At 40.9% G+C, this 18,775-nt stretch carries 17 protein-coding genes; 14 read left to right on the top strand and 3 right to left on the bottom strand.

All coding sequences use genetic code 11. From position 1 onward, the window contains the following. Positions 1-689 precede the first annotated feature (689 nt). The 8 genes from BM291_RS02950 to BM291_RS02985 all read left to right on the top strand — a co-directional run bounded on the left by BM291_RS02950 (position 690) and on the right by BM291_RS02985 (position 9,463). Positions 690-1,451, top strand: a complete 762-nt coding sequence (locus BM291_RS02950) for an SDR family NAD(P)-dependent oxidoreductase (RefSeq protein WP_092894678.1) — start codon at positions 690-692, stop codon at positions 1,449-1,451. Continuing rightward, positions 1,444-2,118: a hypothetical protein gene (locus tag BM291_RS02955; RefSeq protein WP_245786758.1), complete on the top strand. Its 675-nt coding sequence runs from the start codon at positions 1,444-1,446 to the stop codon at positions 2,116-2,118. Before BM291_RS02950 ends, BM291_RS02955 begins: the two co-directional genes overlap by 8 nt. A gap of 223 nt (positions 2,119-2,341) precedes the next feature. Further along, entirely contained in the window at positions 2,342-2,989 is a 648-nt protein-coding gene (locus tag BM291_RS02960; protein WP_092894679.1) for a hypothetical protein, read from the top strand. A gap of 106 nt (positions 2,990-3,095) precedes the next feature. Further along, the gene (locus BM291_RS02965) at positions 3,096-3,977 is read left to right on the top strand and encodes a Nif3-like dinuclear metal center hexameric protein (protein ID WP_245786759.1); all 882 of its coding nucleotides are present in this window, start codon (positions 3,096-3,098) and stop codon (positions 3,975-3,977) included. A 153-nt stretch (positions 3,978-4,130) separates the two neighbouring features. Then, the gene (locus tag BM291_RS02970; protein ID WP_092894680.1) at positions 4,131-4,577 is read left to right on the top strand and encodes a response regulator; all 447 of its coding nucleotides are present in this window, start codon (positions 4,131-4,133) and stop codon (positions 4,575-4,577) included. Positions 4,578-4,585: 8 nt separating this feature from the next. Next, positions 4,586-7,015, top strand: coding sequence for a PAS domain S-box protein (locus BM291_RS02975; protein ID WP_092894681.1), 2,430 nt, complete (start codon positions 4,586-4,588; stop codon positions 7,013-7,015). A gap of 89 nt (positions 7,016-7,104) precedes the next feature. Further along, on the top strand, positions 7,105-8,625 hold the full coding sequence (locus tag BM291_RS02980) for a sulfatase family protein (protein WP_092894682.1): 1,521 nt from the start codon (positions 7,105-7,107) through the stop codon (positions 8,623-8,625). A gap of 79 nt (positions 8,626-8,704) precedes the next feature. Beyond that, positions 8,705-9,463 (top strand): SDR family NAD(P)-dependent oxidoreductase, encoded by a 759-nt coding sequence (locus BM291_RS02985; RefSeq protein ID WP_092894683.1) that lies wholly within the window; start codon positions 8,705-8,707, stop codon positions 9,461-9,463. A gap of 392 nt (positions 9,464-9,855) precedes the next feature. Here BM291_RS02985 and BM291_RS02990 read toward each other — a convergent pair whose 3' ends face one another. Both BM291_RS02990 and BM291_RS02995 read right to left on the bottom strand, forming a co-directional pair. Then, the gene (locus tag BM291_RS02990) at positions 9,856-11,172 is read right to left on the bottom strand and encodes a DUF418 domain-containing protein (protein WP_092894684.1); all 1,317 of its coding nucleotides are present in this window, start codon (positions 11,170-11,172) and stop codon (positions 9,856-9,858) included. A 210-nt stretch (positions 11,173-11,382) separates the two neighbouring features. Beyond that, entirely contained in the window at positions 11,383-13,014 is a 1,632-nt protein-coding gene (locus BM291_RS02995; protein WP_092894685.1) for a sulfatase family protein, read from the bottom strand. Positions 13,015-13,259: 245 nt separating this feature from the next. Here BM291_RS02995 and BM291_RS03000 point away from each other — a divergent pair, with 245 nt between their 5' ends. The 6 genes from BM291_RS03000 (at position 13,260) to BM291_RS03025 (ending at position 17,270) form a co-directional block, all read left to right on the top strand. Next, positions 13,260-14,201 carry a TIM barrel protein gene (locus BM291_RS03000; protein ID WP_092894686.1) on the top strand — a complete coding sequence of 314 codons (942 nt, stop codon included), beginning with the start codon at positions 13,260-13,262 and terminating at the stop codon, positions 14,199-14,201. Positions 14,202-14,212: 11 nt separating this feature from the next. Further along, positions 14,213-14,599 carry a VOC family protein gene (locus tag BM291_RS03005; protein ID WP_092894687.1) on the top strand — a complete coding sequence of 129 codons (387 nt, stop codon included), beginning with the start codon at positions 14,213-14,215 and terminating at the stop codon, positions 14,597-14,599. Between the two features lie 160 nt (positions 14,600-14,759). Beyond that, positions 14,760-15,914, top strand: coding sequence for a DUF4221 family protein (locus tag BM291_RS03010; RefSeq protein ID WP_092894688.1), 1,155 nt, complete (start codon positions 14,760-14,762; stop codon positions 15,912-15,914). Between the two features lie 43 nt (positions 15,915-15,957). Continuing rightward, a complete protein-coding gene (locus BM291_RS03015; RefSeq protein WP_139229027.1) occupies positions 15,958-16,260 on the top strand; it encodes a hypothetical protein in 303 nt (100 codons plus the stop codon). Between the two features lie 240 nt (positions 16,261-16,500). Further along, positions 16,501-16,887 carry a VOC family protein gene (locus BM291_RS03020; RefSeq protein WP_092894690.1) on the top strand — a complete coding sequence of 129 codons (387 nt, stop codon included), beginning with the start codon at positions 16,501-16,503 and terminating at the stop codon, positions 16,885-16,887. A gap of 152 nt (positions 16,888-17,039) precedes the next feature. Beyond that, positions 17,040-17,270 carry a VF530 family protein gene (locus tag BM291_RS03025; RefSeq protein ID WP_092894691.1) on the top strand — a complete coding sequence of 77 codons (231 nt, stop codon included), beginning with the start codon at positions 17,040-17,042 and terminating at the stop codon, positions 17,268-17,270. A gap of 306 nt (positions 17,271-17,576) precedes the next feature. Here BM291_RS03025 and dnaN read toward each other — a convergent pair whose 3' ends face one another. After that, a complete protein-coding gene (dnaN, locus tag BM291_RS03030; RefSeq protein ID WP_092894692.1) occupies positions 17,577-18,701 on the bottom strand; it encodes a DNA polymerase III subunit beta in 1,125 nt (374 codons plus the stop codon). Positions 18,702-18,775: the final 74 nt, after the last annotated feature.

Consider the following 18,775-nt stretch of genomic DNA (forward strand, 5'->3'; position numbering starts at 1 on the left):
TATCCCATCTCATATCGCACTTTCTACAGACGAGTCGTCCCGATTGGGACGAGTTCCATTTCTAGCTACTGTTTGAACTAGACATCATTTCTGCCAAGCTCTGCTTATTTCGATTTCACATAAAAATCTCCCTGTAACACTCACACCCTTCAATTCCATCCATCAATTGCTCCAGCGGAGCAACTCGTCTGTAGCAAGCACGCCGATTAGATTTATCATTCCATAGGAATGAATCGTGAATAGTCTAATGCACCATGCATCCCTACAGGATGCGAACTAATAGATCATCTTTCTACAGACCAGACGGTCCCGATGGGACGTGATCAGTTTCAAGCCTCCTCATTCAATTTTGATCTTCATCGGATTATTTCAATTCCATTCATTTACTGGTTTACCCATAATACTGCCGCTAATTGCTCCAGCGGAGCAACTCGTCTGTAAAAAGCACGCCGATTAGATTTATCATTCCATAGGAATGAATCGTGAATAATCCTCACATCACTATGCATCCCTACAGGATGCGAAAGGCAATCTGATCATTTTTCTACAGACCAGACGTCCCGATTGGACGAGGCCTATTTGAGAATGACCTGAAAAAACTTTTTACATCTTTCAACCTAATTCAATCTCAAATTCCACCTCACTTATTTCATTTATTTATACATTAATGAAAATAAAAAATCACACCCTTGAAACTTCAAAAAACCGCCATCATCACAGGAGCAGGACAAGGAATTGGATTGGCAATCGCTGAGAAACTCGCTGCGCAAAGTGTCAATCTAATTCTTAATGACCTTGAAGAAAGCCTTGTCACAGAAGCATGCAAGCGGATCAGCCATGTTCATGGCGTTTCCGCACTTGCTATACCTGGAGATTCAAGTTCTGAGGAAGTTATAGACGAGCTGATAGAAACGGCTATATCTAATTTCGGCACAGTAGATATTGTAGTTGCGAACTCAGGCATTACTCTTTTCGGCGCTTTTCTAGAATACTCCAGAGCCGACTTCCTGGAAGTGACCCGTGTCAATCAAGCTGGGACATTTTTCTTAGCCCAAGCAGCTTCCAGAGTGATGAAAGATCAACCAAACGGAGGCGCTTTGCTTTTCACTTCCTCAGTTACTGCGCACCAAAGTCATGAAAACCTTGCTGCCTATGCTATGAGCAAAGCAGCACTAGAAATGCTAGCCAAAAACTTGGTTCTGGAACTTGCCCCTTACAAGATCAGAGTAAACACTATCGCTCCAGGAGCTACGGTGACAAATAGAACAGTGATGGACCCAGACTACGAAGCTACTTGGTCGAAAATCACTCCTCTGGGAAGACCTGCAGCAGTTCAGGATATTGCAAATGCTGCTGCATTTTTGGTTTCCGACGAAGCCAAACATATTACCGGACAAACGTTGATTATCGATGGGGGCTGGACCAGCGTAAGCCCTTCACCTTATGCCTGAAAATCATCAAATCGTTCGCTCTGACCTGAAACTGTACAAACAGGCACCCGCTCCATGGGAATTGCAGGGGGAGGGAATACTTGTGATTTATAAATTCTCAAAGAATTGGGTGCAAGCTCACGGGAATTTACCAGAACATCTAAAAGGAGAATTCAAAGGAGGACTTGGTTACCTCATGCTGGTAAATTACCATACCTCTCCCGTTGGGCCTTATAAAGAGCTACTTTTCATACCAGGGAAATTTACCCGCTACAACAAGCAGACCATTACCAAAATCTACGTGAGCACGGAAGTAAGCACCCAAAATGGACATGCTAACTGGGGAATCCCCAAAGAAACCTTACCTATATCATGGGATAAAAGTGAGGATAAAGAATCCATTCAGGTAACAGATGGAGATAAAATCGTTTTCGCCTGTGACGTAAAAGCAGGAGGCATTTCATTTCCAATCTCAACCAGCTTATTACCCATTGATCTACATCAGTTGTGGGATGGGGTAGATTATTTCACCAAACCCTCAGGCAATGGATGGGGCAAACTGGCTAGCGTAAAAAACTTAAAAATTGATTCCGCTTATTTCCCTGACTTAAGTTCTCAAAAACCCCTCTTCGCAGTTAAAATAGAGCCTTTTAGGATCAACTTTCCAGAAGCAGAATATGCTTTATAAGTTTGTTATTTTGGTAAAAAAAGTGCAATTAATCCCACTTCCAGCATAGGGACAATGAGCAGAATTTGCCTAGATATAGATCAAAACTAGAAAGAGAGTATAGTAAGGCTGAATCGATGTATAAGGAACTTTAATCAAACTATTAAAGGCCCTGTAATATAAAAAATGGTTGAAAAAATAATCTGAATCCTAAGTCTGTTAACTTTATAAAAAACCAAAAGCCATGAAAAATTTAACTTTTATACTATTCGTTGTCTGCGCTTTGCAGGCTTGCCAACCTAAAGAAACCATGCCAGACACCTTGCCTATGAAGGTAGCGATGGCTTACGGGTATGATAAATTTGACGAAGTCAATTCCATCGCTTACACTTGGAATGTACAGCGCGACTCTGTAAATGTGATGACGAGAGATTGGAAATGGAACATAAAGGATCGTACCGTTTACTATGCTACTCCAGACACTAGCTATACTTACAGTTTGGACATGCCTACAGACTCACTTCCTCCAGCTGACAAAGGTTTTATTAATGATAAATATTGGATGATGTTCCCATTCCAACTGGCTTGGGACAGCGGCTATGAGTATGAGACGGAAGAAAATGTTGCGACTCCTATCGCAGGCACCAACTCCACTAAACTGACAATACTATATAATGCAGCAGATGGCTACACTCCTGGCGATGCATATGATCTGTATTTGGATGAAAGTAACATGATTCTTGAATGGGTATTCCGAAGAGGAAATGGTCCAGAAGGCAGACCTACTACCTGGGAAAATGTAGAGCAATTTGGCCCAATCAAATTGGCCACCACTCACGCTAATCAAGCTGGTCAGAGGCTTATTTGGTTCTCCAATATTTCTGTGAACTAATAGATTTTAATCCTATAATAACTAGCCGTTTGCCTCAAGCAAGCGGCTTTTTTTGTTGCTTTTCACTATCTTGAAACACAACGAACCCAATCAAACCTATTCTAAAATGAAGTCAACCAGAAGAACTTTCATCAAAAAATCCAGCCTCCTAATAGGGACTGGACTGATAGGCAATCCATTTATAGCGTACCCATCTTCCTCTAAAAATTACACTGTAGGCGAAATCATGGACTTATTCATCGCCCAGGTTCCTAATGCGCCTTTTCCAAAAACAGTAGACACACTAAAAACTGGTTCTAAAGATCAAACGGTGACAGGAATTGTGACAAGTATGTTTGCAACCTTAACGGTGATCCGAAAAGCCATTGAACTGAAAGCCAACTTCATCATTGCCCATGAACCTACATTTTATAGCCATTTGGACGAAACTGAATGGCTCGAAAATGATAAAGTTTACCAATTCAAGCGGAAGCTTCTTGATGAGCACGGAATCGCAGTCTGGCGAAATCACGATTATGTGCACAGCCTAGCGATCGATGGAGTTCAGGCAGGCGTAGTGAAGGAATTAGGTTGGGAGAGCTATTACAAGCAAAATGCGGTCTTGAACCTTCCAGAAACTACCCTCGGCGATCTGATCACACATATAAAAACAAAGATGAATGTACCAGCCCTTCGCTATGTAGGTGATCTTTCTCAAAAGACTAGCAAAATCCTCCTGATGCCAGGAGCGGCTGGTGGAAGAAGGCAGATGGAAATGATCATGAAGGAAAAACCAGACGTGCTAATCTGCGGTGAAAGCCCAGAATGGGAAACTCCCGAATACGTGCGGAATGCAAATGAAATGGGCGAAAAGCTAGGCCTTATAGTGATAGGTCACTCGGCAAGTGAGGAAGGCGGATCTGAATATATGGCTGAATGGATTAAGGAAAATGTATCAGGAATGCCGGTATTTCATCTACCATCAGGGAATTCTCTCTCTGTAAAGTGATCTATTTTATGCCTTAATTTTCTGTAAAATCTTAAAAATCCCTTCAGAAAATCATCTTTTACCGCCTTTCAAAAACCAGTAACAAAAAGTTTCATTTATACTATATTTGAATATAGAGCAGCTAAAACCCCAAACTATACTACCCAAAAAACAATGAAAGTAGGACCCATAAAACTCTTGTTGGCTGACGATGATGTAGATGATCGATTCTTTTTTAGAGATTCCCTTTCAAAATTATCTATTGAAACTAACCTGACTACCGTCACAAACGGTGTAGAGTTAATGAACCTACTTTTGACATCCAAAGCCGATTTACCGGATGTAATATTTTTAGATCTTAACATGCCGATGAAGTCAGGTTTCGAATGCCTTTCAGAAATCATGGCCCATGACAAATTCCGAAATTTACCTATCATTATTTACTCTACCTCCATGGAGGAACCAGTGGTAAACTCTCTCTATGAGCAAGGAGCATTTCACTATATCCGCAAGCCAGGAGAATATTCTAAATTAAAAGATGTGATTTTCAAAGGACTATGTTCATTAGCTAATAAAGCCGCAAAACCTACTAAGGACAATTTTGTAATCCAATCGCAGTAAGAAACGCTATGAAAGATTTACGTTCAACATCTCCCGGACTCCCTATTGGCGGCGGTGAAATGGGTCAATTGATTCGGGAAAAAGATTGGAATAATACACCTTTGGGAGATCCCGCAAAATGGCCTCAAAGCTTGAGAACCACACTGAACATTTTGCTCGCATCCAAATTCCCAAAATTCCTTTGGTGGGGCCCTGAATTAACTTGTTTTTACAACGATTCCTACAGACCGAGTTTAGGCGTAGATGGAAAGCACCCTACAATTTTGGGCATGTCGGGTGAAGTAGCTTGGCCTGAGATATGGCACATTATCAAGCCATTGATGGATAAGGTTCTGGAAAATGGAGAATCGCTCTGGTTTGAAGATCTTCTTGTACCTATTTATCGCAATGGAAAAATTGAAGATGTGTATTGGACGTTCAGCTACAGTCCAGCCCGAGATGACGACGACAACATCGCAGGAGTATTAGTCACCTGTGCAGAAACTACTCAAGAAGTACTTTTAAAAAGAAAACTAGAAAGAAGCGAGCGAAAGCTGAGACTCATCATTCAGCAAGCCCCTGCTTCAATTGCAACTTTTAAAGGGCCAAACTATGTAACCGATATAGCGAATGCAAATGCATTGCAGCTCTGGGGAAGAGAAGCAGCCGACGTATTGAAAAAACCAATACTTGAAGCTATCCCTGAACTAGCCAAACAGGGAATTAAGGAACTTTTAGACGATGTATATAAAACGGGCAATCGATTTGCAGCTTCTGAACTACCGGTAAAGCTCTATCGCGATGGCAAACTTGAAACCGTCTACATCAACTTTAGCTATGAAGCCCTTTACAATACTGAGGGCATAATAGATGGGATCATAGGCATAGGACACGATGTCACGGACCAAGTGATGGCTCACAAAAAAATCGAAGCAAATGAGGAGAAGCTCACCATGGTCATTGATGCTTCAGAGCTCGGCACCTATGAATTCAACATCAAAACCAAGAAATTGGATGGTTCGAAAAAACTCCATGAGATTTTCGGATTATCTATCAATGAAGATATCGACCACACACACTTTGTAAGCTCTATTCATCCTAAAGACCTGGAGATTAGGAAAGCTGCTTTTGAAAGATCCTATGAAAATGGAATCTTAGAGTACACGAGTAGATTAATTCTACCTGATACTAGTTTCCGTTGGATAGAAGTGAAAGGCAAGGTACACTTTGACGAGGAAAACAACCCTCACAAAGTTCTTGGCACTGTTCGAGACATTACTTCAGACACCTTAAATAGGCAAAAACTAGAAGAAAGCGAGCAGAAATTCAGACTATTGGCAGATTCTCTTCCTCAACATATATGGACCGCAGATCCTGAAGGAAATCTTAATTATTTCAACAAATCTGTTTTTGAATTCTCAGGATTTAGCCCTGAAAGACTACATCAAGAAGGATGGCTTGCTATCGTCCATCCTGATGACAAGGAAGGTAATATCAACGCTTGGATCAGCTCTATTTCCACCGGAAAAGATTTCTTATTTGAGCATAGGTTTAGAAAATATGACGGCACCTACAGATGGCAACTAAGCCGTGCTAAGCCACAGCTCAACGAAGACGGAGAAATCCAGATGTGGGTAGGTTCTAGTACTGACATTCATGATCAGAAGGAGTTCACCAATGAACTGGAGCGCCTAGTGGTAGAGCGAACGAATGAACTGGCTCAACACGTGAAAGACCTAGCAAATATGAATAAGGAACTTCAATCTTTTGCTTATATCTCCAGCCATGATTTACAGGAGCCGCTGCGAAAAATTCAGACTTTTTCTACTCTGCTTTTAGAAAATGAATACGAGAACCTCACAGATGATGGCAAGGAGCATTTTAAAAGAATGCAAAATGCTGCGAAGCGTATGCAGACACTTATTGCTGACCTCCTCTCCTACTCCCGAACTTCTATAGCTGAGCGTAAATTCGAACCAACTGATCTAAATAAATTAATTACAGAGGTGAAAATGGATTTGAAGGAAGAGCTAGCCTTCCATCAAGCAGTAATTAATACAGACGAGCTCTGCATAATCAATATTATTCCTTTTCAATTTCGACAGTTATTGCAAAATCTAATCAGCAATTCTCTGAAGTTCTCTGTCAAAGACAGGGAGCCACATATCAGTATCAGCAGCGAAAAAGGCCTTGGAAGGGATTTCGATTTAGAAAGACTATCTCCAAGTATAAACTATTGCCATATTCGTATTTCTGATAATGGAATCGGTTTTGAGTCTATCTATAGTGAAAGGATTTTTGAATTATTCCAAAGACTTCACGGTAAGGATCAATTTCAGGGCACAGGAATAGGTTTGGCTATCGTAAAAAAAATCGTGGACAATCACAACGGATATATCACAGCTCAAGGCACACCTAACCAAGGCGCTACCTTTGATATTTATTTGCCAGAAAATTAACTAGTCCAACAGTTGAATAAAAGCCTTTTCCGGCTGAATTTGCATCACTTGGTGAAGAGGCCTATCTTATTTCCTTAAACCCTATAGCCATGCCTGCTTTTTCAATTCTAGTGTTACTGCTTACACTTTTTTCAAGTCCTCAAAAACCTAAAGCATCTCAAGTAAAACAACCCAATATTCTTTTTTTAATAGCTGATGATTGGTCATTCCCACATGCAGGAGTCTATGGAGATCCGGTGGTGCGCACCCCAACATTCGATCGCTTGGCTGCCGAAGGGGCATTATTCACCAATGCATATACCGCTTCACCTTCCTGCTCACCTTCCCGTGCTGCTGTTCTATTAGGCAGGTATCCTCACCAGAATGAAGATGGAGGCAATCTCTGGTCAGAATTCCCAGCTCAATACCCTACGTATGTCAGCCTGTTAGAAAAAGATGGGTACTTCACAGGATCAACTCGAAAAGGCTGGGGACCAGGGGATTTTAAAGTTAGGGGAATGGAACATAATCCATCCGGCAAAACCTATGAGGATTTCAAATCTTTTCTAGCCGAAAAACCCAAAGATCAGGCATTCACCTTCTGGTTTGGGAGCACAGACCCTCATCGTGAATATGTCCCTAATACAGGCATACAAACCGGGATGGACTTGGACGATGTGGTAGTTCCAGGCTTTTTCCCTGATGTGGAATGTGTCAGAAATGATATTCTAGACTACTATTTTGAGATAGAAAGATTCGATAGAGAAAGTGGTCAACTGATCAAAATGCTAGAGGAAGCTGGCGAACTTGACAATACAATCATCGTCATGACAAGCGATAACGGTATGCCTTTTCCACGAGCAAAAGCTAATTTATACGACTACGGCACTAGGATGCCGCTTGTGATCAGATGGCCGCAAAAAGTAAAAGAAGGAACCGTCATCGATGACTTTGTGAATTTTGTAGACTTTGCTCCGAGCTTTGTAGAAGCGGCAGGATTAAGTCCAGAAGGAATGTCTGGACAATCACTATGGCCTCTGTTGGCGGGTGAAAAACAAAACCGGGAACAGGTTTATTTGGAGCGGGAGCGCCATGCAAATGTGAGAAAAGGCGACCTCTCTTATCCTATGCGAGCTGTCAGAGATCATCAATACCTATATATCAGAAATATGATGCCTGAACGAAATCCTGCCGGAGACCCCACTGTTCACCAATCCGTGGGTCAATATGGAGATATCGACAATTCCATCACCAAGTACCTGATCATGAGTTTGGAAGGAAAGTCCAAAGTAGGGTCACCTGATTACTTCAAATTAGCATTTGACAAAAGACCACAAGAGGAGCTCTACGATGTAATTAAAGACCCCTACCAACTGCATAATTTGGCTGGAGACAAAACCTATGCAACTGTCAAAGACCAAATGAGGAAAAACCTGCAAAGCTGGATGACAGAAACCGGAGACTTGAGAGCCAGCGATCCCCGTTCCTTGTATTGGGATGAAGTCCGGTACACTCCCAATTATCAAATGAAAGATTTCGATTACAAGAAAGGCATAGAAGATTACAAGATTAAGCCTCCTTTTGGAAAATATGCAAAAGAAGGAATTCCCTGCCTCGACATAATACCTTAATTAAGAACTTGCACAAGGTTTAGACTAAATTCAAATCCTCAGCTCGAGTCTTTTACGCATTTCTATTAAAACCAATACAATGAGATTGCACCAAAAAACAGCCATCATAACTGGTGCTACCAGTGGCATGGGAAAAGCCATGGCCGAACGTTTTGTCAGCGAAGGAGCTTCCGTAATTTTGAGCGGGCGTGACGAGCTTCGAGGTAGGGAGTTAGAAAAAAAACTGATTCAAAAGGGCGGAAAGGCAGTTTTCATTGCAGGCGACATTTCTCAAATAGCAGTAAATGAAACGTTGGTTAGGGAGGCTGTTCAAAATTTCGGAAAGCTGGATATTGTCGTCACAAATGCTGGAAAATTAGGATTGGGATCGGTGACGGACATTTCCTTTGAAGAATGGAATGAAACCATAAGTGCTAATCTGACCTCCGTGTTTTACCTAAGTAGGTTTGCGATTCCTGAAATGCAGAAAAATGGCAAGGGAGTCATTCTCGCAAACAGTTCGATTGCAGCATTTAAAAGTTTTCCCAAACATGCAGCCTATTGCGCTAGCAAAGCAGCCTTGGTTGCCTTGGTGAAAGAAATGGCATTGGATTACGGCCCCACGATCCGTGTGAACACAATTTGCCCCGGTCCGGTCGATACACCTATGATTTGGGATTCAGCCAAAGCCTTTGATCATCCTGACACCATCGTGCAGCAAACGGCCAACAATACGATGATGAAGCGACTTGGGAATCCCGAAGATATTGCTTCACTGGCCTTGTTTCTCGTTTCCGATGAAGCATCATGGATTACAGGTTCTGCCTATACGATTGATGGTGGGATTTTGGTTAAATAATAGCTTCGCTTGAATAGGCTGCACGAAGACATTTATAAAAAAATACCTTCTCATTATTCTAGCTACTTTTCGCGCTTCCTTTTTAAATAAAAAATAGGCTCCTCGATAAATACAATCTTGAAGCCTGATCCATGCATTCCGAGTATGTCCACAGGCGTGAATAACTAGGTGATAACTGCTCGAAACCGTTAAGTTCCGAGCATTATCAATGTAAAACAGCGTTAGTTTTAATTGGTAATAATGTGAGGATACATGATCCTATTAATTTTTAGAAATGATTCGAAATTGTGCTTTCCCTGATCCTAAATGAGCTAGTTCCTCATTCACTGAGACAATGGGAAGTATGTGCTGGTTATATTTTTATGATAATCAGTTGAAATGTAAAGCTGAATCTAAAGTGTCTGCACGGGGAGTTTTCGGAAGCCATGGACTTTGCCATAGCTCAGGTTTCTCCAAAGCCATTCGGCTGGACCGTAATGAAAATAGCGAAGCCAGATTGGGCTAAGGATGAGCTGAAAAATCCAAATACCAAACACCACATAGAGTAGTTCATAGCGCTGAAGCTTGCCAAACATTCCAAAACCTACTCCGGTAAATATGATCATACAGATGACCGAATGCATCAAATAATTGGTCAGCGCCATCTTGCCGACAGCCGCTATGCTGGACTTCAGCCAGCCTAGAATTGGAGCTTTGCAAAAAAGCATAATCAGACCTACATGGCCCATGGCGACAAAAAGCCGTCCCCAGTAATAGGTAATCATTGATTTGCTCTTGGAAAGGAGCGAAAAGTTATCTTCCGAGATCAGATTCAACTCGTAGTAATTGATGAGCAACCCAATGGTGTAACCAATCCCTGCCATAGCGAGATAGAACGAATTTGCCTTTTCACCCGTCAATACTCCCAATTTGAATAGCGCCATCCCTATCAGCATCATACTCAGCACGTCCCAGACATCGTATTTGTAAGGCCAAAGCGTATCAGAATCAAAATTTTCAGGAGCTAAATGAGCGACAACTTTGAAATACCCTTTGTGCATCTCGTCATTGTATTCTTGGATAGCCTCAGGACTCCTTTTTTCCTCATACTTCTCCCATCTTGTTTTAGCAGATTTGAGCTCCTTGGTCAGTTCTTCTCCTTTGGATTCAACCACCTGCACTTCTTCCAATTCCGCTATCCATTTTTTAGTGTCGGTATAGTTTACATATAGCCAAAATGTGCCTATTGAAAACAAGACGATAGCAGTTGCAATCAAGAATTTGGGAGCCATGGATCTAAAGGAGTAGACCAAGAAACCCATCAAAGCATATTGATACAAAATCTCTCCAGTCCATAAGAGCAAGTAGCCATGGATCAACCCAAAGACTAATAGCCAAGTAATTCTTCTAAAGTAAATATCGGCCGCTTTGATCCCTGCTCCTTTTTTGAGCAAGCGATCTAAAAACATAAACATCCCGACTCCAAAAAGAAGGGAGAATAGGGCCCTCATAGTACCTTCAAAAAGCATATTGGTGGTCATCCATGTATAGAGATTGAGCCCAGTCGAGCCCCCTGTCACAGTAGGATCACTATAGGACTCGTAAAGTCCATAGCCATTGATATTCATCAGTAAAATCCCGCAAAGGACAATACCTCGCATTACATCAAGTGATAAAATTCTGTCGGATTGCTTGAGTGGCTTAAACTCTTGAAAAGCAGATTCTGTCATAGCTTATCTAATCCCGAGAGTTGAAAAGTATTCACTTGTGGCTCAGGAGAATAATAAGCTATCCATTTTCTAATGGAGGCGAATAAGGTATTGGACTAATGCATATTAAAAGTGTCCAAGCTTAGACATAAATTTCCCAGTAGCATTTCTGCTGAGGCAAACCTGAAGTTGTATAAGGCTTTAAAAAAATATTATGATAGTGCTCGAAATCTATTTCACTACTATCGATTCCGTAGAAGGCTCAAATCCTATTCGATGCGCCATCACATCAAGTGAATCTCCAGCATTCATTTCAAAAGGAAACTGATAAACTGACCAAACGTCTGAAGCATTTTTCCTAAACCCAACCGATGCACCCTTTGTAGCTGAAGATAAAAACACCTTCCCATCTTCATAGCGAACTTTTACAGGCTCAGTGATAGGCGCGTGATCCGCTCCTTTCCACCATTGATTTATCATTTCCATTTCTGGAATTGCGCCTAGATCACCAAAATCCTCTATCCATTTCAGATGCGCCGCTCGAAGCTCAGCCAGTTTATCCGCATAGTCAGGATTTCCAGCTAGGTTATTGAACTCGTATGGATCAGCCTTAGTATCATAAAGCTCCTCTTCTGGCTTGGATTCATCAAACCATCGCTCTTGATTCACATCCAACTTCCCTTCTTCGTGTAGCTCCAGTAGATGTACCATCAGTGGATTACTTAATCTAAAACGGATATTCTGATAGTTAGCTTTATCCGTCATGTAGTTCTTGATGTATTTGTATCGCCCATCACTTACTGCCCGCACTCTATCCACTTCTGAATCCATGCGATCTCGCGCAGCATAGATGTACTTTCTAGGTTCAGATTTTTGATTTCCCATAAATGCCTGCCCCTGCATATTATTGGGAATTTTCACTCCCGCTAGAGAAAGAACCGTCGGTCCAAAGTCCACAAAGCTCACCAACTGATCATCTATAGTCCCTGGTTTTATAAAAGGTGCTTTGATGAAAAGAGGAACTCGCAAACCTCTATCATACAACTCGCGCTTATAATAAGGCATTCCATCCCCATGATCTGAGTAATAGAAAATAATTGTATTCTCATACAACCCATCATCTTTCAACTGCTGTAGGAGTTCACCCACCTGCGCATCAAAACGCATCACATTTGTAATAAATCGAGCCAAGGTCCTGCGCGTAATCGAGTCATCAGGATAAACAGGCGGCACCGTCACATCTGCTGGATCCACCAATAAATCCTCATTTTCCCTTGCCCACACCTGAGATTCGTGTGTAGTCGTGTAATTGAAAATGGAGAAAAATGGCTGGTTCGGATCTTTACGATTTCTCCAATGAGCTGTATTGCTACTCTCATCCCACATTGTTCCGGGTGCGACAAATTGAAAATCCTCTTTTACATTGTTACTGGTATAATAGCCCGCCATACGCAGGTATTCAGGATAGCCGTGCATCCCTTCAGGAATCATCGCTGAATAAGACTTATGATTTGGCGGATAAGCAGACTCATTCCCTTTTGACATGCCGACTGTTCTCATATGCATCGCCCCGATAGAAGTCTGATAGGCACCTGTGATCAATGCTGCTCTACTTGGTGCACAAACACCCGCTGTAGAAAAGGCATTTGTAAAAAGCACTCCAGTTTTTGCCAAAGAGTCCAACACCGGGGTTTTCCCTCCAGTACCTCCATATGCACCCAAATGCTCCGGTGACATATCCTCATTTACTATCCAGATAATATTAGGTCGCTCTGGATATTCTATTTCCGAGGGCGAACTAGACTCCTTTTGACAGGAAAAAAACAAAAATGAACCAAGGCAAATGAAAAGAATACACTTCATAGGTAGATGAGTTTGAGCAAATCAAGTTATTGATTTTACAATAAAAGATAAATGTGTGTAAATATCACCCTGACCTAGAGGTGTTAACCAATTTTCTGCTGTTTGGATTCGGTAAGTTTCTTTGGAATCAAGTTCAGCTTTGGTAACTTAAAAAGTCATATACTAACAATGAATCTTAGTCTTCAAAATAAGACTAAACCCAAGGTTTCTGAAATAACAGAAGAAACTCCTTTTACATTATCAACATGAACAAAAGAAGAAATTTCCTGAAATCAGCTGGATTAGCTACAGCAGCAATCGGACTAGGAATGCCTCAAATGGCTTTTTCAATGAAGAAAGCTGCGCCACTTTTCAAAATCTCGCTTGCCGAATGGTCCTTGAATAAGCAACTGTTTGCGGGGAAAATGGATCACTTGGACTTCCCTATGCTTACTAAAAAAGCTGGGATAGAGGCAGTAGAATATGTAAACCAATTTTTCAAAGACAAAGCCAAAGACATGGCCTATCTGAAGGAAATGAAAACCCGAGCTGATGGTGAAGGAGTAAGATCTGTTCTAATCATGTGCGACGGTGAAGGGATGCTCGGTGCAGCTTCTCAAGAGGAGCGTACGCAAACAGTGGAGAATCACAAAAAATGGGTAGAAGCAGCCAAGTTCTTAGGCTGTCATTCCATCCGTGTAAATGCCTACTCGGCTATTCCGTGGAGCACTTCTGAACAGGATTATAAAACATCCAGTGATCTTGCTAGTGCAGGCTTACATGAGCTTTGTGAATTTGCAGATGACTTTGATATCAATGTCTTGATCGAGAATCATGGTGGATTCTCCAGTAATGGGAAATGGCTTGCTGAGATGATCAATAAAGCCGATCATCGCCGAGCTGGGACTTTGCCTGATTTTGGGAATTTCAGAATCGCCAATGAAGATGGAAAAGCTATTTCTTATGATTCCTATCGTGGGATAGATGAATTGATGCCTAGAGCAAAAGGTGTCAGTCTAAAACCAACAGTTTGGGACGACCAGGGTAATGAACATCCTCTTGATTATCCTAAGATGATGAAGCTTGTTTTAGCGCATGATTTCCATGAATACGTAGGAATTGAGCACGGTGAAGCAGGAAGAGAATGGGAAAGCATCAAAGAAATCAGACAAGAGCTGGAAGCAGTAAGAAGAACTCTTGAAGCTTAAATTATTTCAAAATGAAAACTGAATTCCTCTGCACAGTGCCAGTGCTCCCGTCTCAAAACATAGCTCGAGACATAGATTGGTATTCACACAACTTTGGGTTCGTCAAAACCTTTGGAGATCATATGTATGCTGGCATGCGATTAGAAGATATTGTGATCCATCTACAGTGGCATGCAGACACTGCTGCAGATCCTATTTTGGGAGGTTCGGTAGTGAGGATTTTTGTCAAAAATATTGAGCCTTATTTTGAATCTTTAGTAGTAAAAGGGGTTGTGAAATGTGATAAGCTAATCAAAAATACCCCTTGGGGCACTCATGAGTTTGGTTTATATGATTTGAACAACAATTCCATTTTCATAGTAGAAGACATAGAAACCTCGGCAGAAATAACTTCCTGATTTGGACTCTAGGGTTTCAAATCCCTTTTGCTTTTCCCTACTTGCAACAATGAAACAACAACTAGGACAAATCGCGATTTTGGTAAGAGATTACGATGGGCCTATAAATCCTTAAACCAAAGTTTCCGGCATGTATTAACAGCATTCCGAATTGTCTACTATGAAATCAGCGTTTCAAATCATTACCATAACAGTGCTCTTGTCCCTCTTTTATGCATGCACTACTACTCCTGAAAGTGCCAAAAAGTCGCTTATGGATTTTCATGTCGAAGAGGTAACTATCCCCATCGGACCTGAAATTGATCCCTATACCATGGCGCTCCAATATGTTGATGGTGAATTGTTATGGCATAATAAAAACCGAAGTACAATCTCAAAAATCGACCTAAAAACTAAACAGGTTTCGGAGTATTATCATTATCAAGAAGAGGGGCCAATGGGAGTTGGTAATATTGTGGGCTTTTATGTGTTCAATCAAAACAAAATAGCCTTTCCTACTTCTGGAAGACGGGTATCTATTTATTATATGGATACAGATAAAGTGGACCGTATTAAACTGAGTGACTTTAGCCCAGATTATACAGACACCAGATCTAGGACACGTTATACCTCCACATTTCATTTTTGGAATAATAAATTAGTCTTGCCACAAACTGTATATTTCAGATATACCCATGAAATTAATGAGGATTTTCTCAAGAATAAAAATCCTTTCTTAATACTGAATTTGGATAATTCTAAAGTGGAAGAGAGCCCCTATAGACTTTCCAAATCCAATTTTGGAGAAAACTTTAATACACCTAAGATATTATTAGATCATAAAGGAAAGTATTCCTATATCTTACCTTTTTACTCCAATCAATTGGATGTATTCGATTTAAATAATAGTAACACCAAGTCTTATCAATTACAGACTAATTTAATTCCGGATTTTACCAATAAATTTTTCTTGCATGAGGAAAGGGTAAATCAATCTTTGGAGGAAAATATGTCAGAATACTTATCCGAGCCTCAAAACCTAGGAATTTTAGTAGATCCCTTCAAAAATTTGCTTTATCGAATGACCTGGCCAGGAACAGGAGTTCCTGAAGGTGTTTCTTCCATGAAGTTCGTTGCGACTCCCTCCCATTTTATTCTCAGCGTGTATGATGAAAATTTTGATTTGAAATATGAATTCGAACTCCCAGAATATGAGTATATCCCGCATCAGTACTTCGTTTCGGAAGCAGGTCTTCACCTGTTTGGAAACCATCCCGATCACCCGGACTCCAAAGAAGATCAGCTCGTTATCCATACCTTTGATTTTTCTGATTAGTCTGTTGATCGCTTGCACCAGTACCAAGCGAGAAGAATCTATCATGAAGTTCGCAGAGTTTTATGACCTGCCTTTGGAAGATTATAATCAATTAGTTTTCGTTCCAAATGACGGGTGTGGTTCCTGCATTCGAGAGGGTAAGGCTTATATCACTACTCATATTGATGATCCAGAAATCCTGCATATTTACGTCTCTAGGTTTCATAGTGATTTATCCTCTTTCAGGGACAAACCAAATTTTTTGCTAGACAAACAAATGAAAGCGTTGGATTTTGGGATAGTAACCACCGGTGCAATGATCTATGAGGTGAAAAAGGATTCTTTGTATATAATTCCTATACAATAAATTCCCCTTTAAAAGACCCTGCTCTTCGAAACCCTTTATTTAGCCCGGATGTAATCTTGACATTCAATCAAAAGAATTGTAAACTTCAACATACACCTTTCTTCCTAATCCTACGAATTACAAATCCTGAACAGAAGAAGGCCATTTTCATAGAAGAAGACATATCATCCTCAGCAGAAAAAACTTCATGTAATAGCAAATAGGTTTTCAAATTACTTCAGCATTTTCCTACTTGCAACAATGAAACAACAACTTGGACAAATCGCGATTTTAGTTAGAGACTACGACGAGGCTATTGAATACTACACACAGAAGTTAGGTTTTGAACTGATAGAAGACACACATATCAGTGATGTAAAACGCTGGGTGCGCGTTTCTCCTCCAGGTTCCTCCTGCCAATTGCTCCTTGCAAAAGCAGCCGACGAGCTCCAGCGAAACCAAGTAGGCTTTCAAGCTGGTGGCAGAGTATTTCTGTTTTTGTATACTGACGACTTCTACAGAGATTATCATAACTATACAGCCAAAGGCGTTGAATTCATCAGAGAACCTTCTGAAGAAGCTTTTGGTACAGTATCCGTTTTTAAGGATTTGTATGGTAATCTTTGGGATTTTATTGAAAGGAAATAAGGAATTGTAGGATGATCGATGTCAGTTGACCGATGTAGCTTTTTCGTAAATTTTAAGCAACTTCTAAGAAGTTCATCTTTCACTTTCATACCTCATGACCGAGTTATTCAAAACAATTCATAATTTTAAATTCACCCATTTTAAATTCCCCATTGGAAACCCAACCCAATAACCCTCTTCACGGAATCAAACTCGCAGACATCGTTGCGCATCTAGTAGAATGCTATGGATGGGAAGAACTCGGCGAACGAATAACTATCCGCTGCTTTACGCATGACCCTTCGGTCAATTCAAGCTTGAAATTTCTTAGAAAAACTCCTTGGGCTAGAGAGCGAGTAGAAGGATTGTATTTGAAGTCTTTGCGTGATGCCAAAAAAGGTTAATTATAACCTTTGAGGTCTTCGAGACCTCGAAGGTTTTGATTGAATAGATTAGCTCCTATCGGAGTGGCTCCGCAAAGGCTCTTCTCCTTCAAACCCTATTTGGTTCAAGTCTCATGACTTGGACCTACCATAATGAAGTCATCAGACTTCTATTAAATAAGGCTAATGAAAAGGCAATCACAAGGCTTCATTCACAGGACACAAGCCTGAATACTTTGCGCCAGAAAAACCTTCTGCGGTTAAAAAAAAGACAATAAAAAAAACCCGAAGGAATCTCCGGGCTTTTAGTTTTATGGTCTGTGGTTGTTATACGTAGTTATTCAACATCACCGGCATTACTAGCATCAGGATGTCTTCATTTTCGTCTTGCTCAGCTGGAAGGATCAAACCTGCACGGTTAGGAGCAGAGAACTTCAAGCTTACTTGCTTGCAAGAAAGGTTATTCAGCATTTCTACCAAGAATTTCGCGTTGAATCCGATTTCGATATCCTCTCCATCGTGCTCACATGAAAGTCTCTCATTCGCCTCATTAGAGAAATCAAGATCTTCAGCAGAAATCATCAATTCGCTACCAGTCAATTTCAATCTTACCTGATGCGTAGTTTTATTCGCATAAATCGCAATACGACGAAGTGAGCTCAATAATTCTGAACGATCAATTGTCATGATATTAGGATTCTCCGCTGGGATTACGTTTTCGTAGTCTGGGAAACGCTCGTCGATCAAACGACAAATCATCTTTATGTTATTGAAGTTGAAATAAGCGTTTGACTGATTGAATTCTACTGTCACCGGAAGATTTTCCGAAGGCAATGTTGACTTCAACAAGTTCAGAGCCTTACGCGGAATGATCAAAGTAGCTGCTTCTTGAGAAGCAATATCAACTCTTCTGTATCGAACCAATCTATGTCCGTCTGTAGCTACGAAAGTAGTGCTGGTAGGGCTTAAATTGATGTAAACACCCGTCATAGCTGGACGAAGCTCATCAGAACTAGTTGCAAAGATTGTATTGGAAACTGCAGAAGCAAGAACCTCGGTGGACATATCCACAGAAGTAGCATTACTTACAGTTGGTATTTTAGGGAAGTCAGTAGCATTCTCACCTGCCAGTCTATAGCGACCGTTGTCAGAGCTGATTTCTACTGCATAGGTATCATGATCAATGCTGAAAGTAACTGGCTGCTCAGGAAGATTTTTCAATGTCTCAATCAAAATCTTTGCAGGCACCGCGATATTCCCATCTTCTTTGGCCTCCACGCTGATTTCGGTGATCATAGAAGTCTGCAAATCAGATGCAGTAATGGTCAATAGACTCTCTTTGATCTCAAAAAGAAAATTTTCCAAAATTGGCACAACGGGATTGGTTGTCACCACACCGTTGATAGCCGAAAGCTGCTTTAATAAGGCAGAAGAGGAAACAATAAATTTCATATCGTAGGGCTTAATTTATTTTTACTTTTGAATGGGGGTAAATTTATAAATAAATTCTAATTCGAACCGCCGTA

It is taken from the genome of Algoriphagus aquimarinus, from assembly GCF_900112005.1.
Lineage (GTDB): Bacteria > Bacteroidota > Bacteroidia > Cytophagales > Cyclobacteriaceae > Algoriphagus > Algoriphagus aquimarinus.

Excerpts from the sequence above, each read along its gene's own strand:
- dnaN (WP_092894692.1), bottom strand. The coding sequence starts at position 18,701 with ATGAAATTTATTGTTTCCTCTTCTGCCTTATTAAAGCAGCTTTCGGCT.
- BM291_RS02960 (WP_092894679.1), top strand. The coding sequence starts at position 2,342 with ATGAAAAATTTAACTTTTATACTATTCGTTGTCTGCGCTTTGCAGGCT.
- BM291_RS02980 (WP_092894682.1), top strand. The coding sequence starts at position 7,105 with ATGCCTGCTTTTTCAATTCTAGTGTTACTGCTTACACTTTTTTCAAGT.
- BM291_RS03015 (WP_139229027.1), top strand. The coding sequence starts at position 15,958 with ATGAAGTTCGCAGAGTTTTATGACCTGCCTTTGGAAGATTATAATCAA.
- BM291_RS02965 (WP_245786759.1), top strand. The coding sequence starts at position 3,096 with ATGAAGTCAACCAGAAGAACTTTCATCAAAAAATCCAGCCTCCTAATA.
- BM291_RS02990 (WP_092894684.1), bottom strand. The coding sequence starts at position 11,172 with ATGACAGAATCTGCTTTTCAAGAGTTTAAGCCACTCAAGCAATCCGAC.
- BM291_RS02955 (WP_245786758.1), top strand. The coding sequence starts at position 1,444 with ATGCCTGAAAATCATCAAATCGTTCGCTCTGACCTGAAACTGTACAAA.
- BM291_RS02995 (WP_092894685.1), bottom strand. The coding sequence starts at position 13,014 with ATGAAGTGTATTCTTTTCATTTGCCTTGGTTCATTTTTGTTTTTTTCC.
- BM291_RS03005 (WP_092894687.1), top strand. The coding sequence starts at position 14,213 with ATGAAAACTGAATTCCTCTGCACAGTGCCAGTGCTCCCGTCTCAAAAC.
- BM291_RS02985 (WP_092894683.1), top strand. The coding sequence starts at position 8,705 with ATGAGATTGCACCAAAAAACAGCCATCATAACTGGTGCTACCAGTGGC.
- BM291_RS03020 (WP_092894690.1), top strand. The coding sequence starts at position 16,501 with ATGAAACAACAACTTGGACAAATCGCGATTTTAGTTAGAGACTACGAC.
- BM291_RS03000 (WP_092894686.1), top strand. The coding sequence starts at position 13,260 with ATGAACAAAAGAAGAAATTTCCTGAAATCAGCTGGATTAGCTACAGCA.
- BM291_RS03010 (WP_092894688.1), top strand. The coding sequence starts at position 14,760 with ATGAAATCAGCGTTTCAAATCATTACCATAACAGTGCTCTTGTCCCTC.
- BM291_RS02970 (WP_092894680.1), top strand. The coding sequence starts at position 4,131 with ATGAAAGTAGGACCCATAAAACTCTTGTTGGCTGACGATGATGTAGAT.
- BM291_RS02975 (WP_092894681.1), top strand. The coding sequence starts at position 4,586 with ATGAAAGATTTACGTTCAACATCTCCCGGACTCCCTATTGGCGGCGGT.